The sequence below is a fragment of the Halobacillus sp. A1 genome, from assembly GCF_024189295.1.
GTDB lineage: Bacteria > Bacillota > Bacilli > Bacillales > Halobacillaceae > Halobacillus_A.
In genome coordinates, this window is sequence record NZ_JAIZEN010000026.1 from 14,479 (window position 1) to 36,710 (window position 22,232).

At 45.4% G+C, this 22,232-nt stretch carries 22 protein-coding genes; 21 read left to right on the plus strand and 1 reads right to left on the minus strand.

What is annotated here, in order from left to right:
- Window positions 1–285 precede the first annotated feature (285 nt).
- Together LF817_RS17830 and LF817_RS17835 are read left to right on the plus strand one after the other, a co-directional pair.
- On the plus strand, window positions 286–567 hold the full coding sequence (locus LF817_RS17830; protein ID WP_253937167.1) for a hypothetical protein: 282 nt from the start codon (window positions 286–288) through the stop codon (window positions 565–567).
- 502 nt (window positions 568–1,069) lie between these two features.
- The gene (locus tag LF817_RS17835; RefSeq protein ID WP_253937168.1) at window positions 1,070–2,698 is read left to right on the plus strand and encodes a DUF2207 domain-containing protein; all 1,629 of its coding nucleotides are present in this window, start codon (window positions 1,070–1,072) and stop codon (window positions 2,696–2,698) included.
- Window positions 2,699–3,309: 611 nt separating this feature from the next.
- On the opposite strand, the gene LF817_RS17840 is transcribed toward LF817_RS17835, so the two are convergent.
- Window positions 3,310–3,630: a hypothetical protein gene (locus tag LF817_RS17840; protein ID WP_253937169.1), complete on the minus strand. Its 321-nt coding sequence runs from the start codon at window positions 3,628–3,630 to the stop codon at window positions 3,310–3,312.
- 191 nt (window positions 3,631–3,821) lie between these two features.
- On the opposite strand from LF817_RS17840, the gene rpoE reads away from it, so the two are divergent.
- The 19 genes from rpoE to LF817_RS17935 all read left to right on the plus strand — a co-directional run bounded on the left by rpoE (window position 3,822) and on the right by LF817_RS17935 (window position 21,218).
- Window positions 3,822–4,361: a DNA-directed RNA polymerase subunit delta gene (rpoE, locus tag LF817_RS17845; protein ID WP_253937170.1), complete on the plus strand. Its 540-nt coding sequence runs from the start codon at window positions 3,822–3,824 to the stop codon at window positions 4,359–4,361.
- A gap of 224 nt (window positions 4,362–4,585) precedes the next feature.
- Window positions 4,586–6,187 carry a CTP synthase gene (locus tag LF817_RS17850; RefSeq protein ID WP_253937171.1) on the plus strand — a complete coding sequence of 534 codons (1,602 nt, stop codon included), beginning with the start codon at window positions 4,586–4,588 and terminating at the stop codon, window positions 6,185–6,187.
- Between the two features lie 333 nt (window positions 6,188–6,520).
- A complete protein-coding gene (locus LF817_RS17855; protein WP_253937172.1) occupies window positions 6,521–6,886 on the plus strand; it encodes a response regulator in 366 nt (121 codons plus the stop codon).
- Window positions 6,887–7,057: 171 nt separating this feature from the next.
- Window positions 7,058–7,921 (plus strand): class II fructose-1,6-bisphosphate aldolase, encoded by an 864-nt coding sequence (fba, locus tag LF817_RS17860; protein ID WP_253937173.1) that lies wholly within the window; start codon window positions 7,058–7,060, stop codon window positions 7,919–7,921.
- 98 nt (window positions 7,922–8,019) lie between these two features.
- A complete protein-coding gene (gene fsa, locus LF817_RS17865; RefSeq protein ID WP_253937174.1) occupies window positions 8,020–8,664 on the plus strand; it encodes a fructose-6-phosphate aldolase in 645 nt (214 codons plus the stop codon).
- Between the two features lie 66 nt (window positions 8,665–8,730).
- Window positions 8,731–10,017: a UDP-N-acetylglucosamine 1-carboxyvinyltransferase gene (locus tag LF817_RS17870; RefSeq protein ID WP_253937175.1), complete on the plus strand. Its 1,287-nt coding sequence runs from the start codon at window positions 8,731–8,733 to the stop codon at window positions 10,015–10,017.
- 784 nt (window positions 10,018–10,801) lie between these two features.
- Window positions 10,802–12,094 (plus strand): transcription termination factor Rho, encoded by a 1,293-nt coding sequence (gene rho / locus LF817_RS17875; RefSeq protein ID WP_253937176.1) that lies wholly within the window; start codon window positions 10,802–10,804, stop codon window positions 12,092–12,094.
- Window positions 12,095–12,239: 145 nt separating this feature from the next.
- Complete coding sequence (locus LF817_RS17880; protein ID WP_253937177.1) at window positions 12,240–12,485, plus strand: type B 50S ribosomal protein L31; 246 nt, start codon at window positions 12,240–12,242, stop codon at window positions 12,483–12,485.
- A gap of 661 nt (window positions 12,486–13,146) precedes the next feature.
- Window positions 13,147–13,767 (plus strand): thymidine kinase, encoded by a 621-nt coding sequence (locus LF817_RS17885; RefSeq protein WP_253937188.1) that lies wholly within the window; start codon window positions 13,147–13,149, stop codon window positions 13,765–13,767.
- Between the two features lie 306 nt (window positions 13,768–14,073).
- Window positions 14,074–14,379: a hypothetical protein gene (locus LF817_RS17890; RefSeq protein WP_253937178.1), complete on the plus strand. Its 306-nt coding sequence runs from the start codon at window positions 14,074–14,076 to the stop codon at window positions 14,377–14,379.
- Entirely contained in the window at window positions 14,330–15,190 is an 861-nt protein-coding gene (locus tag LF817_RS17895) for a dimethylarginine dimethylaminohydrolase family protein (RefSeq protein ID WP_253937179.1), read from the plus strand. Before LF817_RS17890 ends, LF817_RS17895 begins: the two co-directional genes overlap by 50 nt.
- Window positions 15,191–15,252: 62 nt before the next feature.
- On the plus strand, window positions 15,253–15,645 hold the full coding sequence (locus LF817_RS17900) for a YhcN/YlaJ family sporulation lipoprotein (protein WP_253937180.1): 393 nt from the start codon (window positions 15,253–15,255) through the stop codon (window positions 15,643–15,645).
- Window positions 15,646–15,740: 95 nt separating this feature from the next.
- Window positions 15,741–16,811, plus strand: a complete 1,071-nt coding sequence (gene prfA, locus LF817_RS17905) for a peptide chain release factor 1 (RefSeq protein ID WP_253937181.1) — start codon at window positions 15,741–15,743, stop codon at window positions 16,809–16,811.
- Window position 16,812: 1 nt separating this feature from the next.
- Window positions 16,813–17,652 (plus strand): peptide chain release factor N(5)-glutamine methyltransferase, encoded by an 840-nt coding sequence (gene prmC, locus LF817_RS17910; RefSeq protein WP_253937182.1) that lies wholly within the window; start codon window positions 16,813–16,815, stop codon window positions 17,650–17,652.
- A gap of 55 nt (window positions 17,653–17,707) precedes the next feature.
- On the plus strand, window positions 17,708–18,316 hold the full coding sequence (gene spoIIR / locus LF817_RS17915; RefSeq protein ID WP_253937183.1) for a stage II sporulation protein R: 609 nt from the start codon (window positions 17,708–17,710) through the stop codon (window positions 18,314–18,316).
- A 50-nt stretch (window positions 18,317–18,366) separates the two neighbouring features.
- Window positions 18,367–18,684, plus strand: coding sequence for a hypothetical protein (locus LF817_RS17920; protein ID WP_253937184.1), 318 nt, complete (start codon window positions 18,367–18,369; stop codon window positions 18,682–18,684).
- Between the two features lie 216 nt (window positions 18,685–18,900).
- Complete coding sequence (locus tag LF817_RS17925; RefSeq protein WP_253937185.1) at window positions 18,901–19,935, plus strand: L-threonylcarbamoyladenylate synthase; 1,035 nt, start codon at window positions 18,901–18,903, stop codon at window positions 19,933–19,935.
- Window positions 19,936–20,001: 66 nt separating this feature from the next.
- On the plus strand, window positions 20,002–20,538 hold the full coding sequence (locus LF817_RS17930; protein ID WP_253937186.1) for a manganese efflux pump MntP: 537 nt from the start codon (window positions 20,002–20,004) through the stop codon (window positions 20,536–20,538).
- A 68-nt stretch (window positions 20,539–20,606) separates the two neighbouring features.
- A complete protein-coding gene (locus LF817_RS17935) occupies window positions 20,607–21,218 on the plus strand; it encodes a low molecular weight protein arginine phosphatase (RefSeq protein ID WP_253937187.1) in 612 nt (203 codons plus the stop codon).
- The last annotated feature ends 1,014 nt before the right edge of the window (window positions 21,219–22,232 follow it).

Genomic DNA, 22,232 nt, shown 5'->3' on the forward strand with positions numbered 1-22,232 from the left:
TAATATTACATACATAATTCATCATCTTCCTTTAAGAGTTCCCTACCCAAAAAGTTAAGCCTGTCCGTAAATAACTTCTATGGGATGAAAGCACATGGTGATATCCCGCGGGGCGTTAACCACAGGAAGCTCATCGTACGCCCATGGAAAGCGATCCATTTTCAACACCCCATTTCTCCCTACATTCTTAATAACGGAAACCATATGAATGTATTAACGTCACGCTTTTTTATTAATAAGCTATAAAAAAGGATGTGACACTATATGTTGAGATGTGCCTGGTGTATGAAAAAAATTAAAGAGAATGACCCAGTTTACGGTTTGAGTGTTAAATTCGCAGATGGTGTAGACTATTCGGGTAGTGAAGGAAGAATGATTCATATTCCGCTCAGCACCCGCAATACCAGCGTCCCGATGGTAGTAACAACTAAAGAATCTGAAGCAAAGAAACAAGGGACGGATGGTATTTTTGCATTATGCAGGGGAGAATGCTGGAAGAAAATGAAAGAAACGATAGCAAAAGAAATAACAACATTCGAGTATTCTAAAGATATAACTCAAAACTAAAATGAACGTAATATGGTGCACCTCATTCTAAAAAAGAAAGGTGCATTTTTTTCTTTTTCACTAAGAAGGAAATAATATTGATTATATAATTCGGGATAAAATGGTAGAAGGAGTTCAATATGAAAAACATAAGAAGAATTAAAAATAGAAATAAAACTACTATGGTATAGCATTTTTCGTTGGTATCTCTTTTAGCTCAGTCAGTGGTGGTTTCGTTGCTTTTATCATGGTAATGGGGTCTTGGAAATGGTGAGACTCCTGCGGGAATGGATAGACTGGCTAGACCCCGGAGAGCGTTAGCTCGAGGAGGCTGGCCGTCATCCCCGCGGAAAGCGATCCATTTCCAAGACCTCATTTTTCTATGCAAAATAACGAAACCTATCTTCGGCTTTAGATAGCTTATATGAATATCAACACGATAGCCTTTTTGGTAGTTCCCAAGAAAAATGAATCCTTTTCCCATCTTACACCGTAAATATAATTAAGAAAGCGAGGGACGAACATGAAAAAATGGATAGGTGGATTCATACTGCTCTTCTTATTAGCTGTTTCGCCGATACATGCCCTGGCAGTTGACTTTGAGATCGATCAGACGGATATTCAAGCTTCCCTGCAAGAAAATGGCGAAGTTAAAGTGAAGGAAACCCACACGTACTCGTTTGATGGTGACTTTAATGGAATGACCCGCAGTCTCATTCCTAAAGAGGGAACTGCTATAACAAATTTTCAGGCTGCTGAGAACGGCACTGATTTAAAAGTGGAACAGGAAGATGGGGTTAATAAGATTTTCCGTGGCGGAGAGGATGAAACGGTGACCATCGATCTTTTTTACACGATCGAGGATGGAGTGGAAGTTTATTCAGATGCGGCTCAGTTTTACTGGCCATTCTTTGATGCCAGCATTGAATCTACTTACGAGAACCTGACCATTACCGTAGTGCCGCCAGAACCTGCTGATCTTAAAGCGGCTTACGGTGATGAGGAAGCTTATGGCACGGAAGAAGTCAATAAAGATGGCAGTGTGACTTTCCATCTTGGTGAAGTTCCTGATGGAAGCGAAGGAAACATAAGAGTCGCTTATGATGCGGCAATTTTTGCAGGGGCTTCAAGCGACCAGGAGATACTGCCAGCTATTCAATCCGATCAAGCAGAGCTGGATGCAGCGATGTTAGAAAAAGCGGAGCGGGAGGAGCGCTGGGGAAATTGGGCGCCTTACATCTTAGGAGCATTTCTAGCCGTTGCGCTAGTCCTGGCCTTGATAGCCTGGAGAAAAAGGACGGAAACGGTTCGTGAAGCTAGACGACAGGAAAGCGGCGGCAATCGTTTTCCTAAAGATTCGTTAAGTCTGCCCGGTATGATTGCCTTTATGAATCACGGGTGGCTTTCAACAGAGGCGTTAACGTCTGCTTTACTAGATTTGTACCGAAAAGGAAATATAGAAAAGGTTTCCGAGCATGAATTTAAATTGAGCAGCCGGAACACGGAATATGAGCATGAAAGCATCTTAATTGAATGGCTGTTTGATGATGTGGGGGACGGACAGACCTTTAGAACAGAAGATTTTGAGGCATATGTCAAAGATGAAGAGAACCATGAAAAATACCAGGAACATTATAGAAGGTGGCAGGAAGAAGTAAAGAAAGAATACAAACAGCATGATTTGCAGGAAAAGTTTTCAGGGGTAAACTGGACGGCCATCATAGCTGCACTGTCCATTCTTCCTTTTATCGTTCTCTTTCCTATCAATGGTCAGCTGCCATGGATGTTCTTCTCTTTAATTATTATGATCTTTTTCATAACGTTTTCGATCATCTACCGGCCTTTGACGGTAACAGGGCAGAGGTTAAAAGGAGATCTTAAACCTTTGAAGAAAGGTGACGAGTGGAAATCCTGGGATAAAGATGAGCAGGTCCCTGCCCTTATATATCAAATTGGGATCGGAAGCCGTGATCTTTCTACGACACCTGCGTCTAACCATGACTGGGTTATCTTTCTTGTCCTTGCTGGAACTTTAAACAACAGCTTTACTACAGTGAATCAGGAAGTCTCGGCTGCGTCTGGTTCCTCCGGAGGAGTTGCGGGCGGAGGAACTGGAGTCGGCGGAGGTGGTGGAGGATCAGGCGCTTTCTAACATAATGAATTGATGAGGAGAGCCCTCTTTGTGAGGGTTCTTTTTTAGTTTTTGGCTCTGTTAAACATCTGTGTTGATATTCATATTAAGCTCTCTTGCCTTAAATACTTAGTTTTGAAATGTTCAGATTGTTTCCTTTGAGATTGCCAGCGTTTAGAGCTCCGGGAAATCACTCGCTTTCCGTGGGAGCGCGTTGAGCCTCCTCGAGCTAACGCTCTGCCGGGTTTCATCTAGCACTCTTTTCCCACAGGAGTCTCGCAATTTCCCGGAGCTCTCTACGATGATTAGTGGAACGGAAACTTTCAATGTAGAATGTCAGATACTGAGAAGTGAAAATGGATTCTTCTAAGTAAAGGGTTCGTTTCTCACCTTTATCGAATGGGGTGGTTGGGAAGCTGGGAGACTCCCGTGGGAGAAGGAGGTAGGCGAGATCCCGCAGGGCTTCAGCCCGAGGAAGCTCGCCAGTTCCCCCACAGGAAAGCGAGTAGCTTCCCAACCACCCCTGACTCTTCATTCGGCAACGAACCCAGGAGGAAGTTCACCGTAAGCCTATCTCGAACCTATTCATTGGAAGAAAAAAAGAGCTCCTCAGTGAGAAGCTCGTTCCTTTATCAGTGACCTCCACCAACGGAGTCATCATCGTGGGCCTGGTTAATATCAACGATCATCGGTTTTTTCTGACCATAATATTCATAAGTGACCTCATAGTCCTCGTCTTCTTCAAGGACCATCCAGAGACTTTCATCTTCTACGACGATTTCTTCTCCATCTACCGTAATATAGTAGCCTTCATCGTCATGAGATTTCTCTTCAAGGACAGCTTCTGTTAAGTGTTTTTCATGGATATAGCCGAAATTCATATACAGCCAGATGCCGAGTACTATGATGAGAATAACGGCGGTGATCCAGTTGAAGGGGTGTGTTTTTAACATCTATTATGTCTCTCCTTTTTCATTATCTGCTTCTATTTTACGTCAAAATTGTACCAGCACCAAATAAGATCGTCCATTCCTTATACAACGATTGATTTTTGTTAAAGCTAAACATATAATGAAGGTTATGATTACATGTCATTCGTATGCTGTTTTTATGGACTATGAATGAATAAAGGAGTGCTAGCACCGTGACAGTTAAAGAATTGAGCAAAGAGCAGGTTCAAGAGATTTCCATGATCGACCTTGCAATCCTCATTTTAAAAGATGAGAGACAAGCATTAGATTTCAATGAAATCTTCGAGCGTATTGCTAAAATGAAAAATTTCACTGCAAGCCAGAAAGAAGCTAATATTTCGCAGTTTTATACAGATTTGAACGTTGACGGCGGCTTCATGACGATCGGTACAAACCGCTGGGGATTGAAAACCTGGTATCCGGTGGAGCAGCTGGAAGAAGAAATCGCGACTCTTCCACAGAAGCGTAAGAAGAAAAAGAAAAAACCTTCCAAGCTGCTTGAAGATGAGCTGGGTGTTGAAGGCTTTGACGATGAAGAAGAAGACGACCTTGATGAAATCGAGCTGACCGATGAAGACTTGGACCTTGATGATGACACCGACGATGATTACGAAGGTGATTATGAAGAGGACGAGCTTGATGAGGAAGAAGAAGAGATTGTCAAAGAGGACGTAAGCTTCGTCGGCGATGAAGATGAGGAAGAAGAATCCTAAGGTTGACTTTCGAGGACCAAATGGGTAATATTTTATTTGGGCTCTTTAATTTTCGTATGAACGTTATAACGCTCCCCTTTACCGGGGAGCGTTTTTTGTTTTTTAAACGTTGTCCTTCTGAAACTCTTATCATTTATTGATAAGAGTTTTGGATAGAGACGCTGGTTTAATTTCAATATATAGAATAGCCGACCAAATGAAATGGATAGAAAGAGGGATACTTCATGGCAACAAAATATATCTTCGTTACAGGCGGAGTGGTTTCATCATTAGGTAAAGGAATTACAGCAGCATCACTTGGACGTTTGCTGAAAAATCGCGGATTGAAAGTGACGATCCAGAAATTCGACCCATATATCAACGTGGACCCAGGAACAATGAGCCCTTATCAGCATGGCGAAGTTTTTGTAACGGATGATGGTGCAGAAACCGACCTTGACCTTGGTCACTATGAGCGTTTTATCGATATCAACCTGAATCGGTTCAGCAACATCACGACAGGTAAGGTTTACTCAAACGTCATCAAAAAAGAGCGCCGCGGCGATTATCTGGGCGGAACGGTCCAAGTCATCCCGCACATTACGAATGAAATCAAAGACCGCGTCTTCCGTGCAGGACACGAGACGAATGCGGATGTAGTCATTACCGAAATCGGCGGAACGGTCGGAGACATTGAATCTCTTCCTTTCCTTGAAGCGATTCGTCAAATTAAGAGCGATATAGGGCGCGATCACGTCATGTACTTGCATTGTACGCTCGTTCCTTATTTAAAGGCTGCAGGGGAAATGAAAACGAAACCTACCCAGCACAGTGTGAAAGAGCTGCGTTCCCTGGGGATCCAGCCTGACGTCATCGTACTGCGTACGGAAAGCGAAATTTCCGAGGATATGAAAGAGAAAATCGCGTTGTTCTGTGACATTAATAAACAGGCTGTTATTGAAGCTGGCGATGCTGACACGTTGTATGATGTGCCTCTTACACTGCAGGAACAGAAGCTGGATGAGCTGACATGCCAGCATTTCGGTTTGCAGACCGCACCCGCGGATATGACGGAGTGGAACAATCTCGTGAATCAAGTGAAGAACTTAAAAGAGAAGGCGACAATCGGTCTTGTCGGAAAATATGTAGAGCTGCCGGATGCGTATATTTCTGTCGTAGAAGCGCTTAAGCATGCAGGATACAGCTTCGATGCGGACATCGAAATCAAGTGGGTGAATTCTGAAGAAGTGACTGCAAGCAACGTCGCGGACCAATTGAGCGATGTCGATGGCATCCTTGTTCCTGGAGGGTTCGGAGACCGTGCGATAGAAGGGAAGATTCAGGCGATCCGTTACGCTCGCGAAGAGAAAGTACCTTTCCTTGGAATTTGCTTAGGCATGCAGCTGGCAACCGTTGAATTTGCTCGTCATGAACTTGGACTTGAAGATGCGCACTCTGCCGAAATCAATCCATCGACGCCTCATCCGATCATCGACCTGCTGCCTGAACAAAAAGAAATCTCTGACCTTGGAGGTACACTGCGTCTAGGCATTTATCCTTCACGGTTAAAGCATGGTACAAAAGCGATGGAAGCATACGGTGAAGAAGTTGTGTACGAACGCCACCGCCACCGTTTTGAGTTCAATAACCACTATCGTGAGCAAATGGAAGCGGCAGGGTTTATTTTCTCCGGTACAAGCCCGGATGGCCGTCTCGTTGAAATCATTGAAGTCGAAGACCATCCTTGGTTTGTAGCCAGCCAGTTCCACCCTGAATTCAAATCACGTCCAACCCGCCCGCAGGAGCTTTTCCACGGCTTTATCGGTGCGATCATGAATACGAAATAATAGTGAAGTACGCCTCGAACGCTTGTTAAGCGTTCGAGGTTTTTTGTGTCCTATTACTTAGATGAATGCTGGTGTACTAAAATAGAAACGTCCAGAAAATTACAGAATAATGATGCACCTCAAATTCTTAAAAGGTAGTGTCCACACTTTTTGACAAAAATCAGCAGATTCTTCCTTTTTCTAAGAAAGAAAAAGATAAAAAAAGAGGTTTTCTTGCAAACTTCTCACTATTTTAAAAAATATGCAGGAGATCGCCTTGAATTTGTAGAAGTTATAGACCAAAAGACATAAAAGGTATAGGAGATGCATGTTTAGATGGAAAGGTTGTGAAAAATGGGAAACAAAGTACTTATAGTAGACGATCAACCAGGCATACGCATGTTGCTGGAAGAATTATTAAAAGGCGATGGCTATGAAATTATTACAGCAAAAACAGGGAAACAAGCGTGTGAAGAAGTGACGAAGCACAATCCAGACTTAATCTTAATGGATTATCGGCTTCCGACGATGAGTGGAGGAGAAGTGCTCGAATACTTACACGGCCAGGAATATCATAAACCCGTATTAATCATGACCGGACTCTCTCCGAAATCTATTGCAGATGAAGCGGAATATCCCTTTGTAAAAGAAATTATTTCCAAGCCGTTCGACATTCATGTCATGCGAGAACTAGTGGCACAAACAATTGAGGATGTGTGAACCACATCTTTTTTTTGGATGAAAGCGTTAACTCTCTCCTTTGATGTTGCACCTTGTTAAGCGTATTGGTATTCTAGTACTGTGCCTAAGCTTACATAACATATTTTTTTGTGAAATACACAAATTATATGTTAGTAATAGAGAAGTATATACATTAAAGGAGGATCTTTCATGCCATTAGTTTCAATGAAAGAAATGCTAGAAAAAGCTAAGGAAGAACGCTACGGAGTAGGGCAGTTCAACCTTAACAACTTAGAATATGCCCAGGCTATTCTTCAGGCTGCTGAAGAGGAGCAGTCTCCAGTAATTCTTGGAGTATCTGAAGGTGCGGGTCGTTACATGGGCGGTTTCAACGTCGTTGTAGCGATGGTTAAATCACTAATGGAATCATACGGTACTACTGTACCTGTGGCCATTCACTTAGATCACGGTTCAAGCTTCCAGAAATGTGCAGAAGCAATCCATGCTGGATTCACTTCTGTCATGATCGACGCTTCTCACGATCCTCTAGAAGAAAACATCGCGGTTACGAAAAAAGTAGTTGAACTTGCACACATTCACGGTGTATCTGTTGAAGCTGAACTTGGCCGTGTAGGCGGACAAGAAGACGATCTTATCGTAGATGATGCTGAAGCAGCTTACGCCATTCCATCTGAGTGTAAAGAGCTTGTAGACGCGACAAATGTCGACGTCTTCGCACCAGCACTAGGTTCCGTACACGGACCTTACAAAGGCGAGCCTAACCTAGGATTCGACCGCATGGAAGAAATCATGGGAATCGTAGACAAGCCACTTGTACTTCACGGTGGTACTGGTATTCCGACAGCTGATATCAAGAAGGCTATCTCTTTCGGTACAGCTAAAATCAACGTAAACACAGAGAACCAGATTTCTCAAGGTAAAGCAGTACGTAAAGTGCTTGAAGAACAGCCTGAGCAATATGATCCACGTAAATATCTTGGACCTGGTCGTGACGCGATCAAGGAAACAGTTATTGGAAAAATGCGTGAATTCGGTTCATCACAAAAAGCATAAGACACATAGAAGGAAGCCGTTACTGAGTAGCGGTTTCCTTTTCAAAATGTATGAAAACGCAATCATTCGATATTTTTTTAAAAAGGAGAGGAATATGAATGAAATTTTTCATTGATTCAGCTAGTATTTCAGAGATAAAAGAGGCTAATGCATTGGGATTGCTTGACGGGGTAACGACAAACCCGAGTTTAGTAGCGAAAGAAGGCGTATCTTTCCATGAACGTCTGCGTGAAATCACTTCTGAAGTCACCGAAGGTTCGGTCAGTGCTGAGGTCATTTCTCTGGATGCCGAGGGGATGCTGCGAGAAGCTAAAGAGTTAGCGGCCATTGCACCGAATATTACGGTAAAGGTTCCGATGACGCTTGAAGGACTGAAAGCTGTAAAAGCCTTGAGCGACTTAAACATCAAAACGAACGTCACGCTCATTTTCTCCGCGAACCAGGCCTTGATGGCCGCTCGTGCAGGAGCTTCCTATGTTTCTCCTTTTCTAGGAAGGTTAGATGATATCGGCCACAATGGTGTAGACTTGATTGCTCAAATAGCTGAAATTTTCGATCGTCATGCGATTGATTCTGAAATCATCGCCGCCTCAGTGCGCCACCCGGTCCATTTAACGGAAGCAGCGATCAATGGAGCCCATATCGCAACAGTTCCATTTAAGCTTTTTGAACAAATCGTGAAGCACCCGCTTACGGACCAGGGTATTGAAAAATTCCTTAATGACTGGAATAATCAAAAATAAGAGTGAATTGGTAAAAGATGCATACACTAAGCACAAAATCTTTGCGCTTAAAGTGAGGAGTTTCTCATGAAAAAATTATTAGTAGAAGGTGGCACTCGTCTGCGCGGACAAGTACGCGTGGGAGGAGCCAAAAATAGTGCTGTCGCTTTGCTTCCTGCAGCCATATTAGCGAATTCAACAGTAACAATCGAAGGACTGCCGGATATTTCTGACGTTCAGACTCTCTCAGAGCTGCTGGAGGAAATAGGCGGAACTGTACGTAAAGATGGACAAACAGTAGAAATAGATCCTTCGACAATGATTTCCATGCCGCTGCCTAATGGCCGCGTCAAAAAATTGAGAGCCTCCTATTATTTTATGGGAGCGATGCTCGGTCGTTTCAACAAAGCCGTCATCGGCCTTCCCGGAGGCTGTCACTTAGGACCTCGTCCGATCGACCAGCACATCAAAGGATTTCAAGCCCTCGGTGCTGAAGTCACAAACGAACAAGGCGCGATTTATCTGCGTGCGAAAGAGCTGCGCGGTGCACGCATCTACTTAGACGTTGTCAGTGTCGGAGCTACCATTAATATCATGCTGGCCGCTGTCAAAGCGAAAGGCAGAACCGTCATCGAAAACGCCGCGAAAGAACCCGAAATCATCGATGTCGCCACTTTGCTGGCAAGCATGGGCGCTAAAATCAAAGGAGCCGGTACCGATGTTATCCGCATCGAAGGAGTAGACGAGCTGAACGGTTGTCTGCACACCATCATACCCGATCGGATTGAAGCCGGAACCTATACGATCATGGCAGCCGCTCAGGGCGAAGAAATGATCATTGATAACGTCATCCCACAGCACCTGGAATCCTTGTTGGCCAAGCTTCGCGAAATGGGAGTAACCATAGAGGAAAATGACGAACAGCTGTATGTAAGGCCAGGAAAATCATTGAAGAGTGTCGACATCAAAACACTCGTCTACCCAGGATTTCCGACCGACCTCCAGCAGCCGTTCACATCCCTGCTCACCCAGGCGACAGGAACCGGAGTGGTCACCGATACCATCTACCAGGCCCGCTTCAAGCACATCGATGAACTGCGCCGCATGAACGCAGCCATCAAAGTCGAAGGCGGAGCCGCCATCGTAGCCGGCCCCTCCAAGCTGCAAGGCGCCAAAGTAAAAGCCACCGACTTACGAGCCGGAGCCGCCCTCGTAATCGCAGGTCTGATGGCCGACGGAATCACAGAAATCACAGGCATCGACCACATCGAACGAGGCTACGAAAACATAACCAACAAACTCATCGAACTAGGTGGAAAAATCTGGTACGAAGAAATGTCCGAAGAAGAAGTAGAACAATTCCAGAATTCATAAAAGAAAAGCGGAGGCGAGCGGTACTTTAAGGAAGATCGACTAACTTCGCCACATCCTGTGGCAACGTCGACCTGACCCCCGTCCTGGGGGCCCAAGCAAAGCGATGCAGTGAAGCGAACTTTCTTCACGTAATCGAATTGCTTATATCGAAAGGTCCTGCGAGCCGTAGCTGGACAGTCGAAAAGCGAGAGAGGCGTTTAGGCCTGTTTTCAAGGAAGATCGACTAAAATCGCCACATCCTGTGGCAACGTCGACCTGACCCCCGTCCTGGGGGCCCAACCAAGATGCCGCAATCGAGTGGTCTTTCTCGATGGAGGTAGATTGCTTACGACGCGAAGGCCTGCCTCTCGCAGCTGGACAGTCGAAAAGCGGAAGCGGCCCGTTAGACACGACACGCATAAGCAAGATGCCGAAGTGAAGCGATTTTCCTTCACGTAGGTAGATTGCTTATGTCGCGAGTGTCTGGCCGCTGCAGCTGGACAGAAGAAAAAATGAATCTTTTTTAAAAAATAGGAGGCCGGAGTGATCCGGCTTTCTTCACTTTTTTTAAACCTCCTACAACCTGCCGGCAAAATTACTTGAATCCTTATCCATACAAGTTGTACAATGAGTAGAGTTTACTAAAGATAAATAAATCTCGTAACCCTCAAGAAGAGCTTCTATCACCTTCCGTATATTCTTCACGTCCCAATTTTTCAAGAGAAAATATTAGTTAGATAGATGAATCGAAGGCATGCTCGGGTATACAAGTCTACAGGAAAAAATAAATTAAAGTGGTGATTTCGTGTCAGAAGTAACAATTTCAAGTTTAGAGACTATGACCCTGAAAAAACTCTACTCGCTGGCTAAGCAGTTCAAAGTTTCTTATTATGCTAAGCTTACGAAGAGAGAGTTGATTTTTGCAATTCTAAAAGCACAGGCCGAGAAAGACGGCTTCTTATTCATGGATGGAATTTTGGAAATTATTCCTTCCGAAGGCTTCGGCTTTTTACGTCCAATCAATTATTCGCCGAGTGCGGAAGATATTTATATTTCAGCTTCACAAATCCGCAGGTTCGATCTGCGTAATGGTGATAAAGTTTCCGGGAAGGTCCGCCCTCCTAAAGAAAACGAACGCTATTATGGTCTACTGCACGTAGATGCCGTCAATGGAGAAAATCCGGAAACAGCTAAAGAGCGCGTACATTTTCCAGCATTGACCCCGCTTTATCCTGATCGGAAAATGAAGCTTGAGACAGAAGGCAAAAAGCTGTCGACAAGAATCATGGACCTTATGTCTCCGGTAGGTTACGGACAGCGTGGATTGATCGTAGCTCCGCCAAAAGCAGGGAAAACGATGCTGCTTAAGCAAATGGCCAACAGCATTTCAGTCAACCACCCAGATTCTAAATTGATCATTCTCCTCGTAGATGAGCGTCCCGAGGAAGTGACGGACATCGAACGTTCTGTTGCACCTGACGTGGATGTAGTCAGCTCCACGTTTGATGAAGTTCCAGAAAACCATATCAAAGTGGCTGAGCTTGTCCTTGAACGCGCGATGCGTTTAGTAGAACATAAGCGCGACGTAATCATCTTAATGGACAGCATCACGCGCTTAGCTCGTGCCTATAACCTGGTTATTCCGCCAAGCGGACGTACACTTTCAGGCGGTATCGATCCAGCGGCTTTCCATCGTCCTAAACGGTTCTTCGGAGCGGCACGTAATATTGAAGAAGGCGGCAGCTTGACGATTCTTGCGACCGCGCTTGTCGATACAGGCTCCCGCATGGATGACGTCATCTATGAAGAGTTCAAAGGAACAGGAAACATGGAGCTGCACCTCGACCGCAGTCTGGCCGAACGAAGAATCTTCCCGGCTATCGATATCGTCCGTTCAGGAACGCGTAAAGAAGAACTTCTCCTGCCGAAAACCGAACTGGATAAAATTTGGGCGATTCGTAAAACGATGTCCGACTCCAACGATTTTGCCGAGCGTTTCTTACGCCGACTTCGCTCCTCGAAGAGCAATGAAGAATTTTTCGACGTAATGGACAAAGAGATGCAGGGGAAAACGGCGAAAGCCGGAGCTAGAAAATAATAAATCTATTAGATGTTGCATTGCCTTACCAGGGCTGATATAATCTTTCTATGTGAGTTTCAGTACAAGGTGTCACGACTAACCTTCGAAGGCTCTTACAATAACTCTGTTTCAAAGGACTCAGGGCAAAAAGGAGTGGAAGAACATGAAAGAAGCAATTCATCCAGAATACCGTAAAGTGGTATTTCTAGACACAAGTTCTGATTTCAAATTTCTAAGCGGATCTACACAAGGATCTGAAGAGACAATCGAATGGGAAGATGGAAACACTTACCCGCTAATTCGTGTTGAAATTAGTTCAGAGTCTCATCCGTTCTACACAGGCAAGCAGAAAGCTGACAAAGCTGGCGGCCGTGTCGATCGCTTTAAGAAAAAATATAACCTTTCATAATAATGAATGCACACCCGATAAAGGTGTCCATTGCATAATTTTGAACAAAAACAGGCAAATTATCTTACCGTTTGCCTGTTTTTTGTTAGTTAAGAAAGAAAAGCGAAGGCGAGCGGTATTTTAAGGAAGATCGACTAATTTCGCCCCATCCTGTGGCAACGTCGATCTGACCCCCGTCCTGGGGACCCAAGCAAGACGATGAAGTGAAGCGTTTTTTCTTCACGTAATCGAATTGCTTATATCGAAAGGTCTTGCGAGCCGGAGCTGGCCATAAGAAAAGCGGAAGGGGCGTTTAGGCCTGAAACGCATAAGCAAGATGCCGAAGTGAAGCGAACTTTCTTCACGTAGGTAGATTGCTTATGACGCGAAGGCCTGCCCCTTGCAGCTAGCCATAAGAAAAGCGAAAGGGGCGTTTAGGCCTGAAACGCATAAGCAAGATGCCGAAGTGAAGTGAACTTTCTTCACGTAGGTAGATTGCTTACGACGCGAAGGCCTGCCTCTCGCAGCTGGCCAGAAGAAAAGCGAAAAGAGGCGTGTAAGCCTGCCTCTCGAAGCTTAACCTAATTAAAAAAGCTGTCCTGAGGCGATCAGCTGTAGAGCGGTCGCCCAGAGAGAGCTTTTTTAATGATTACGGTAGATGTAGAAGGGAGCGACTGTGGACGTGTATGTCATGAAGCATAGTGGATGGGTGGAAGTGATTTGTGGAAGTATGTTCAGTGGTAAATCGGAGGAGCTGATCCGCCGGGTACGCAGAGCTACATATGGAAATTTATCGGTGCGGGTGTTCAAGCCGCTCATCGATAATCGGTACAAAGAGGATTCCGTCGTATCCCATAATGGAGCGTCTGTAATTGCTCGTCCAATGAGCGAGTCCTTAGCGATTCTTCCGGAGGTCGGGGAAGATGTGGACATTGTTGGTATTGATGAGGTGCAGTTTTTTGATGAGCATATTCTCGAAGTCGTGGAATGTTTAGCAGACCGCGGAATTCGTGTAATTGTCGCTGGTCTTGATACAGATTTCCGCGGCGAGCCTTTTGGGAAAATGCCGGAGCTTATGGCTTTGAGTGAGAGTGTGACGAAGCTGAATGCGATCTGCCCGATTTGTGGATCTCCAGCCAGCCGCACGCAGCGTTTGATTGATGGGAAGCCTGCTTCTTATGATGATCCGATTATTCTTGTCGGAGCGTCTGAATCGTATGAGCCCCGCTGCCGTCACCATCATGAGGTGCCGAATAAGCCCAGGCAAGCGCAAGTGAAGGCGCACGTCGAAACGTATAAATAAAAGGGTAGCCCGTTCACTTAGTGGACGGGCTTTTTGTAAAACGGACTGGAGGAGATGGAGGGATTATTGGCTGGAATAATCTCATTCTCACGGGGCCTCTGATCATGAGACCGCAACTGGCGGTTTTTCCTCCATACTTACGAATAATTACAACAAATATATCAATAATTCAACCACCAGCCCCATCCCCAGCACGTACGTCCTCCACAGCCGCAAGTCGCAAGCCGCAACATTCAGCGCCAATGTGCTATTCTCCGTTTTACAAAAAATAAAAAGAGGAAAACTAAACGAAAAAGGAGAATACATATGAAAGCGTCAAGTACTGCACTTAAAGAAGCAAGACTACTAAAGGAATGCTCGGATGCTTATTTATACGCTGTCGAGGTAAGTGAGAAAACGAATAGTGACTGGGCGGTCAAATCTGCTGTCGAGCAATGTCAGGAGTGCGTAGAGGAAAGTTTGATCATCACAAAGAATAAGAAGATTCATGATTTATGTTTAGAGTATGTCCATTTATGTGAAAATATAAAGAATACCCAATCCACGCGATGGAGGAATCAAGATGCAGACGAGAAACGCAAATTCGAACCAGTCCAAAGGATGTCAGAATGAATATTCGACACTTAAGCGAGTACTGGTAAGCAAGCCGGAACATATGGAAATCAAAGAAATCATTAATGAAACACAAAAGCATTTTGCGAATGAAAACATTGACATAGATCGGGCGATGGATCAGCATGTGCAATTCATTGAAGTGCTGCAAAGCCATGCGATTGATGTGGAATACTTACCGACAAAGCAGAACCTGAATGAACAGGTGTTTACGAGAGATATTGGATTCTGCATTGATGATCAAATATTTGTGGCGTCTCTTGCCAGTGAAGTGAGGCAGGAAGAGGTTAAGCCATTTGTGGATTACTTAGACGAAAATAATATCTCCTTTACGCGGCTGATGGGCCCTTCGATTGAAGGAGGCGACGTCATTATTGATAATGACGTCATTTATGTAGGTATAAGCGGGCGGACGACGTTGAGGGCGGCGGAGCACCTTCAGAAGTCGATGCCTGATCATAGAGTAGTGCCTCTGCAGCTCAGTCAGGAGATTCTTCACCTTGATTGTGCTTTCAATCTTGTTGATGAGAGCACAGCGTTGATTTATTCTCCTGCTTTTGAGGAGCAGGATGTCCAAAGACTGAAGCAGACCTACCGCTGTATTGAAGTGGATGACCAGGAACAATTCGAAATGGGGACGAACGTCTTATCCATCGGGCAGAGAAAAGTAATCAGCCTCCCTCAGAATAAAAAAGTGAATCAAGCACTCCGTGATGAAGATTTTACAGTGATTGAAGTCGATCTTTCTGAAATCATCAAATCGGGTGGTTCTTTCCGCTGCTGTACACTGCCGATTTTCCGTAAATCCTGACGAATGAAGCATAATCACCTCCTTCTCGGTCAAACTAGAGGAAAAGAGAAGAGGTGATGAACGTGTTTCGTTTAACTGTCTTGTTTTTAATCCTATTTACTGCCGCTTGTGCCCCGAATTTAGATGAGTCACAGGGTCATACGAACCGACAGGATATTATGAATATGGGACTCGAGGAAAACCCGCAGACCAATCCGACGAACCCGCGGTCGATTGAGCGTGTAGGTGAAACGTGGGGTGATAAGCAAATGCGTGATCAGATGCGCGATGCGGCCCATACGGTTCCTGGTGTCCACGTAGAGAGAATCATCATGGACGGCGACCGCGCATGGGTGACGGTCAGTCTGGCTGGCGATTTGACGGAAGATGAGCAGAAAGCTGTGAAGGAAGAAGTGACGAATCAAATCAAGAATTCCGTCCCTGACTATAATGTAACGGTCAAATCGAAGTCATAACGGCTCCTTTTTTGCCTGCCGATCCTTAGATGTGGTTGTAACCGCCACCTCTCTATAATATAATTGTACTGTTATGGAGAAAGAGGTGCATACCATTGATCGAACGTTTACAAACACTTGAAGATCGTTATGATAAATTAAATGAATTACTTAGCGATCCTGAAGTCATTTCGGATACAAATAAATTACGTGAATACTCTAAAGAACAAGCTGGTCTTGAAGATACGGTGACCGCTTACGGCGAATATAAAGAGGTAGCTGAACAGCTTGACGATGCCAAAGCGATGCTGAAAGAAAGCATGGATGACGATATGGTCGACATGGTCAAAGAAGAGATCGATGAGCTTTCAGAACGGAAGACGGAGCTTGAAGAGCGCTTGAAAATTCTTATGCTTCCTAAAGATCCGAATGATGACAAAAACGTTATCATGGAAATTCGTGGAGCGGCCGGCGGAGATGAAGCCTCCTTATTTGCAGGCGACCTTTACCGCATGTACGCCCGTTACGCGGAATCGCAAGGCTGGAAGATCGAAGTCATTGAATCAACCGCCAATGAAGTGGGCGGCTACAAGGAAATTATTTTTATGGTGAATGGCCCGCGTGCCTACTCCAAAATGAAATTCGAGAACGGTGCTCACCGCGTACAGCGTGTCCCGGAAACCGAATCCGGAGGACGGATCCATACGTCGACAGCGACAGTCGCGGTTCTTCCTGAAGCGGAAGAAGTGGAAGTCGAAGTCCATGATAAAGACATTCGTGTCGATACGTTCGCTTCAAGCGGTCCTGGTGGACAAAGTGTAAACACGACGATGTCTGCCGTCCGCCTGACGCACGTGCCGACCGGAATCGTCGTTTCCTGTCAGGATGAGAAATCCCAGATCAAGAACAAGGAAAAAGCGATGAAGGTTCTTCGTGCAAGAATTTACGATAAGCATCAGCGTGAAGTGCAAGCCGAGCTTGACGAAACGCGTAAATCGGCCGTCGGTACAGGTGACCGCTCCGAGCGTATCCGTACGTACAACTTCCCGCAGACCCGTGTCACCGATCACCGCATCGGCCTGACATTGCAGAAGCTGGATCAAATTCTACAGGGAAACCTGGATCAGATTTTAGACGCTCTGCTGATCGAAGAACAAACGAAAAAACTAGAGTCTATTGGTGAATAATATGAACCTGACAACGATTGAGGAAGCCCGCCGCTGGGCTTCTCTTTTTTTGAAAAAGCATAACCGGGAGCCGCGCGTAGCCGATCTTTTACTGGAGGATCTGCTGCACATGAAATTCTCGATGCTGCTCGCTTATGAACGGGACGCTCTTCCGCAGGATAAAGCCGAGATTTTCATAAAAAAAGTCGAACAGCACGCAGCGACAGGCATACCTGTTCAGCACCTCATAGGTGAAGCGGATTTTTACGGACGGACATTTGCGGTCAATTCCGACGTGCTCATTCCCCGTCCTGAAACCGAAGAACTGATTGAAGGCGTCGTGAAAAGATTGCATCCTGACGATCAAACCATTGCCGATATCGGCACCGGCAGCGGCATCATTGCAATCACGCTGAAACTTGAAACCGGGCGACGAACCCTTTCGTCCGACATATCACCGCAAGCGCTGCAAGTTGCGAAATCAAATGCACAAACAAATGGCGCTGACATCGAATGGTTCGAAGGAGACTTCCTGGAACCGCTCGAGCACGAGCCGATTGACGTCATCGTCTCAAATCCGCCGTACATTGCCCGTCACGAGCAGCTCGACGACACTGTGCAAGATTTTGACCCGCACCTTGCGCTGTATGCCGACGCCGATGGTCTCGCTGCGTATCAAACGATCATCCAGCAGACCGCAAGCCGTAATCATAAACCGCGCATGATCGCGTTTGAAATCGGACATGAGCAAGGAGCAGCCGTCAAACAGCTTATCCACACTCATCTCGCAAACTATCACGTCACGATCGAGCAGGACATCAACAAGAAAGACCGGATGATTTTTGCAATTCTAGATTCATAGGTTTAAAACATTCCTTCCCTGCCCACAATGGTTATCAACAGGGAGGGAATTTTTCATGAAAAATGTCATCATAATTTTAATGTTATCCACAATAAGCTTGACGACGTTCATGTTCGGAACTACGGAAGAAAAGGCAAACGGGGCGGAATATCAAGTCATTCCTGATGAAGCGATTCGGCTGAGAATTCTTGCTGATAATAACGATGAACAGGCGCAAGCCTTGAAACGTGAAGTCCGCGACCGCGTCAACGCAGAAATTACGACGTGGGTGGAATCATTGACATCCATCGAAGCGGCCCGTGCACTTATTCAGGAACGCATGGATGAAATCGACGCCATTGTAGAAGAGACGGTCGAGCAATCCGGACTGGAACAGAGCTACACAGTGGATTATGATACATCGGTCAAATTCCCGACGAAATTATACGGTACGTACGTTTACCCGGCTGGAGAGTATGAAGCTATTTTGATCACGTTAGGAGAAGGGGAGGGCGACAACTGGTGGTGTGTCCTATTCCCGCCGCTATGTTTCCTTGATTTTTCTAACGGAGCGACCGTTTCAGCTGAAGAAGAGGGAGAGCAGGAGACGGAAGTGAAAGAGGAATCCGAAGAAAAAGAAGTGGAGTTCTTCCTCGTGAAGCTGTTTAACAAGTTGATATCCTAGCATAATGAGCACCCCGGTTTCATAGAGTAGTAGAAGAAAGGTGGGTGCCTATGCATATTGAGAAATTGAAGGCTGGAAATGAAAGCTTATATGTCATCAAAAAGGAAAGCGAAGAAGTGGGAAGATTCATTTTAAGCGAACAAGGAAACGGTGTAAAACAATTGAGGAATCTGAAGGTAGAAGGGAACGTATCGAAAACGGGCATTCTCTACGTATTCGAACTGATCCAATCCTACTTGAAAGAAGAGAATATTAAAGAAGTACAGGTGAAAAGCCATTCCACAGAACTCGATACACTGCTGGATCATCAACAATTCGTATTAAAAGATAAAGAAAAACAATTGTGGACGTATCGAATAAAATGTTGATAACTGGACGATTTATACACATTTTGTGCAAAAGCAGTGGATAACCTGTGAATAGTCAACAACTTCTTCCTACAATTCGAGTGATCTACCTATGGATATGTGGATAAACCTGTTGATTAGTTGGGGGTAACCTGTGAATAACGCCTGAATTTGCGAATTTATCGACGATTATTCATAATATATAGAAGAACGTGTTGAATAAAGGAGTATTCAGGCATGACGAATCAAACGAAAATATGGAATGTATCCACAACGATAAATGAAGAAACTATACAAGAAGCAGCGGCGTTGTTGAGAGATCAACAGGTCGTTGCTTTTCCTACGGAAACGGTGTACGGGCTGGCGGCAGATGCTACCCATGAAGCAGCCGTCCAGCGGATTTTCGAAGCGAAGGGTCGTCCGGCTGATAATCCGTTGATTGTCCACGTCGGAAACCGAGAACAGGTAAAGCAGCTGGTCACAGAGATCCCGGAAGTTGCCCACAGGCTGATGGATGAATTTTGGCCGGGGCCGTTGACACTGATTTTACCGAGTAATCATACGGCTTCACAGAACGTAACGGCAGGATTAGACACAGTCGCCGTCCGGATGCCGAGTCACCCGGTAGCCTTACAGATTTTACAAGCGGCGGGTCTGCCGCTCGCCGCTCCGAGCGCAAACCGCTCGGGACGTCCGAGTCCTACTGAAGCCGATCATGTAAAACAGGATCTCGACGGACGAATCGCGGGCATCGTCGACGGCGGTCCGACAGGGGTCGGCGTCGAATCCACCGTCCTCGACTGTACGTCAGAAATCCCGGTCATCCTTCGCCCGGGCGGAGTAACGAAAGAAGATTTGGAGCGCATCCTTCCGGAAGTGATGGTGGATCCTGCCCTGGCGGATCAAAAGGAACAGCCTAAATCCCCAGGCATGAAATATACCCACTATGCACCTGAATCGCCTCTATGGCTCATCGAAGGCGACGACGATTTTTTTCAGCAGCAGCTTTTGCATATAAAGGAAGAAAACCCTCGCACAGCTGTTATCGCAAGCAACGAACTGGCTGAGAAACTCGATCACGAAGTCATTACGGCCTGCGGTTCTAGAGAGAATCTGCCGGAAATCGCCGTTCAGCTTTACCGTGCCCTCAGGCAGTATAAGAAAGCGGACATCGACGTCATTCTATGTGAAAGCTTTGAAGAAAAAGGGGTCGGCGCCGCCATTATGAACCGTCTGCAAAAAGCGGCCACCCAGAAAATTACTCAGTACTAATCATATGCCCTCCTTCCTGCGCATACGCTACATTAGCATGTCCTAGGAGGGGGCTTTTTCGTGGGAATGGAAAATTTAGCGTCAATCATATTATTATCGATCGCACTGGGAATGGATGCTTTTTCAGTATCTTTAGGGATGGGGATGCAGTCAGTTCGTTTGAAATTCATCGGGATTGCTGGCCTGCTCGTTGGTCTGCTACATATGGTCATGCCCGGACTCGGAATGCTTCTCGGAAAATGGCTGTTTGCGAATGTTGTCGAATGGGCGTCATTAGCCGGCGGTCTGCTTTTGCTGACGATGGGGGTTTATACGGTGCTGGCATCGTTTACGGAGAAGAAGTCTCCGGTCCATACGATTACCGGATTTGGTATGTGGATTTTTGCGTTCAGTGTCAGTATTGATAGTTTTCCAATCGGATTCAGTCTGGGCTTAAATAATATAAGCGCATATTTTGCGATGATATCGTTCGGAATGATGAGCACACTGCTCACATGGCTCGGATTTCTAGTAGGAAAAAGAGTGACAAGCTACGTCGGTGCTTACAGTGAGATTTTCGGAGGGAGTATTTTATGCGCCCTCGGACTTTATACAATATTCTAATATATTTTTTGTGTGAGATACGTGTGTTAAAATAGAAGTAGAAAGAGTTGAGAAGGGAAGGATAAGCTTTGAATCTACTGTTCGTATGCACAGGGAACACATGCCGCAGCCCGATGGCTGAAGCGCTTATGCAGGCAAAAAAACATGAAGCGAACGTGAAATCAGCAGGAATATTTGCTGAATCCAATCTTCCGATCAATGAAAAAACTACGATTGTTCTTGAAGAGATCGGTTTATTCTTCGATGGAACCTCATCGCAAGTGAACGAAGACGTGCTTGGATGGGCCGATATCGTCTTATGTATGACGGAAAGCCATAAGCAGACGCTGGCTTTACAATATCCAGAGGTTCAAAATAAATTTTTCACTTTGAAAGAATACGTCTACGTCGATGACGAGCAATGGAGCCATTTGACGGATTTATATGCCCAGTTTGAAGAAAAGCGCGCCTGGGTTTTAAGCCAGGCGGATGATCAGATGAACGAAGTGGAGCTGGAACAGCATTTGCTTCGCGAGCTCGATGCTGAGATTCAAGCGATTCAGGAAGCGGAAGGTAAGCTGCCGAACTTGAATATTTCTGATCCGTACGGTCAAAGTTTGCAAGTTTATCGTAAAACGCGTGATGAGCTGGATGAAACGATTGAACGGTTAGTCGAGAAAGTGAATAAACAAGCAGAATAGAATAAATTTCGAAGTGTCCTGTTCAGCCGCTGGATAGGACAGTGTCGATCTTTCCCCCTCATGCACTAATCCTCTCTATATTAAATCCCTTTTTGGAAAAAATTATGTTACAGGTTGTTGATTATAGTTCTATAGATGGGCAGTGCCTCGATTCCGGAATTATGTGTGGAAAAGGAGCGTTTGGGAACGACTCGCTTTCCGCGGGAGTCCGCTGAGCCTCCTAGGACTTTGTCCTCCAGGGTCTCACCTGGAACTCTTTTCCTGCAGGAGTCTCCCCGTTCCCAAACGCCCCTTGCGATAAATGGCGTCGGAATCGACAGTATTTAACCCTCTACACAAAGAATAGAAAACACTTCTCTGAGCTTCTTCAAACATCAATCCTCCATTATAACTATGAAACGATTCTTCAAGTGACATTTCCTTAAACGGAAATAGAACTCTTAGATCTAACTGTTCTATTTTTGAAAATAGCTAAGTCAGAGTCGTTCTTGATTTTCATAAAAGTTAGATGACACAGCATAATTGTTGAAGATTCGATTACGAGACCTCACCAACCACTCTTTTCCCACTTCTTACACCATTCCATAGACCAAAAATGGGACTGTCCAGCCCCATCGCCAAGCGGCTACTGAGACTTCCTTTACTTCAGTACGATAAGTCAACATCGAATCACTCCGTTCTTCGTGTTTCCTTTATCTTCGCCAGCCCAATCCAACTCAAACGCCGCTGAACAAAGCGATTCCGATTTCAAAGTTAGGAATCTCATCGTTTCCGTCCCTTTCCATATAAATGTCTCGAAACCGCTTCTTGTGGGGGCGTTTCTCACCATCTTGAATGGGGTTGTTGGGAAGATGCGAGACTCCCGTGGGAGAAGGATGTAGGCGAGATCTGGATAGGCTACACTTATTTGGACAGTTTCGTTAAGGTGAGTTACACTTTACTAAATATTTCAATTAAGGAGACTACACATGACCCCAAGGAATCGCCGTAACTTTACAGATGAATTTAAGAAGC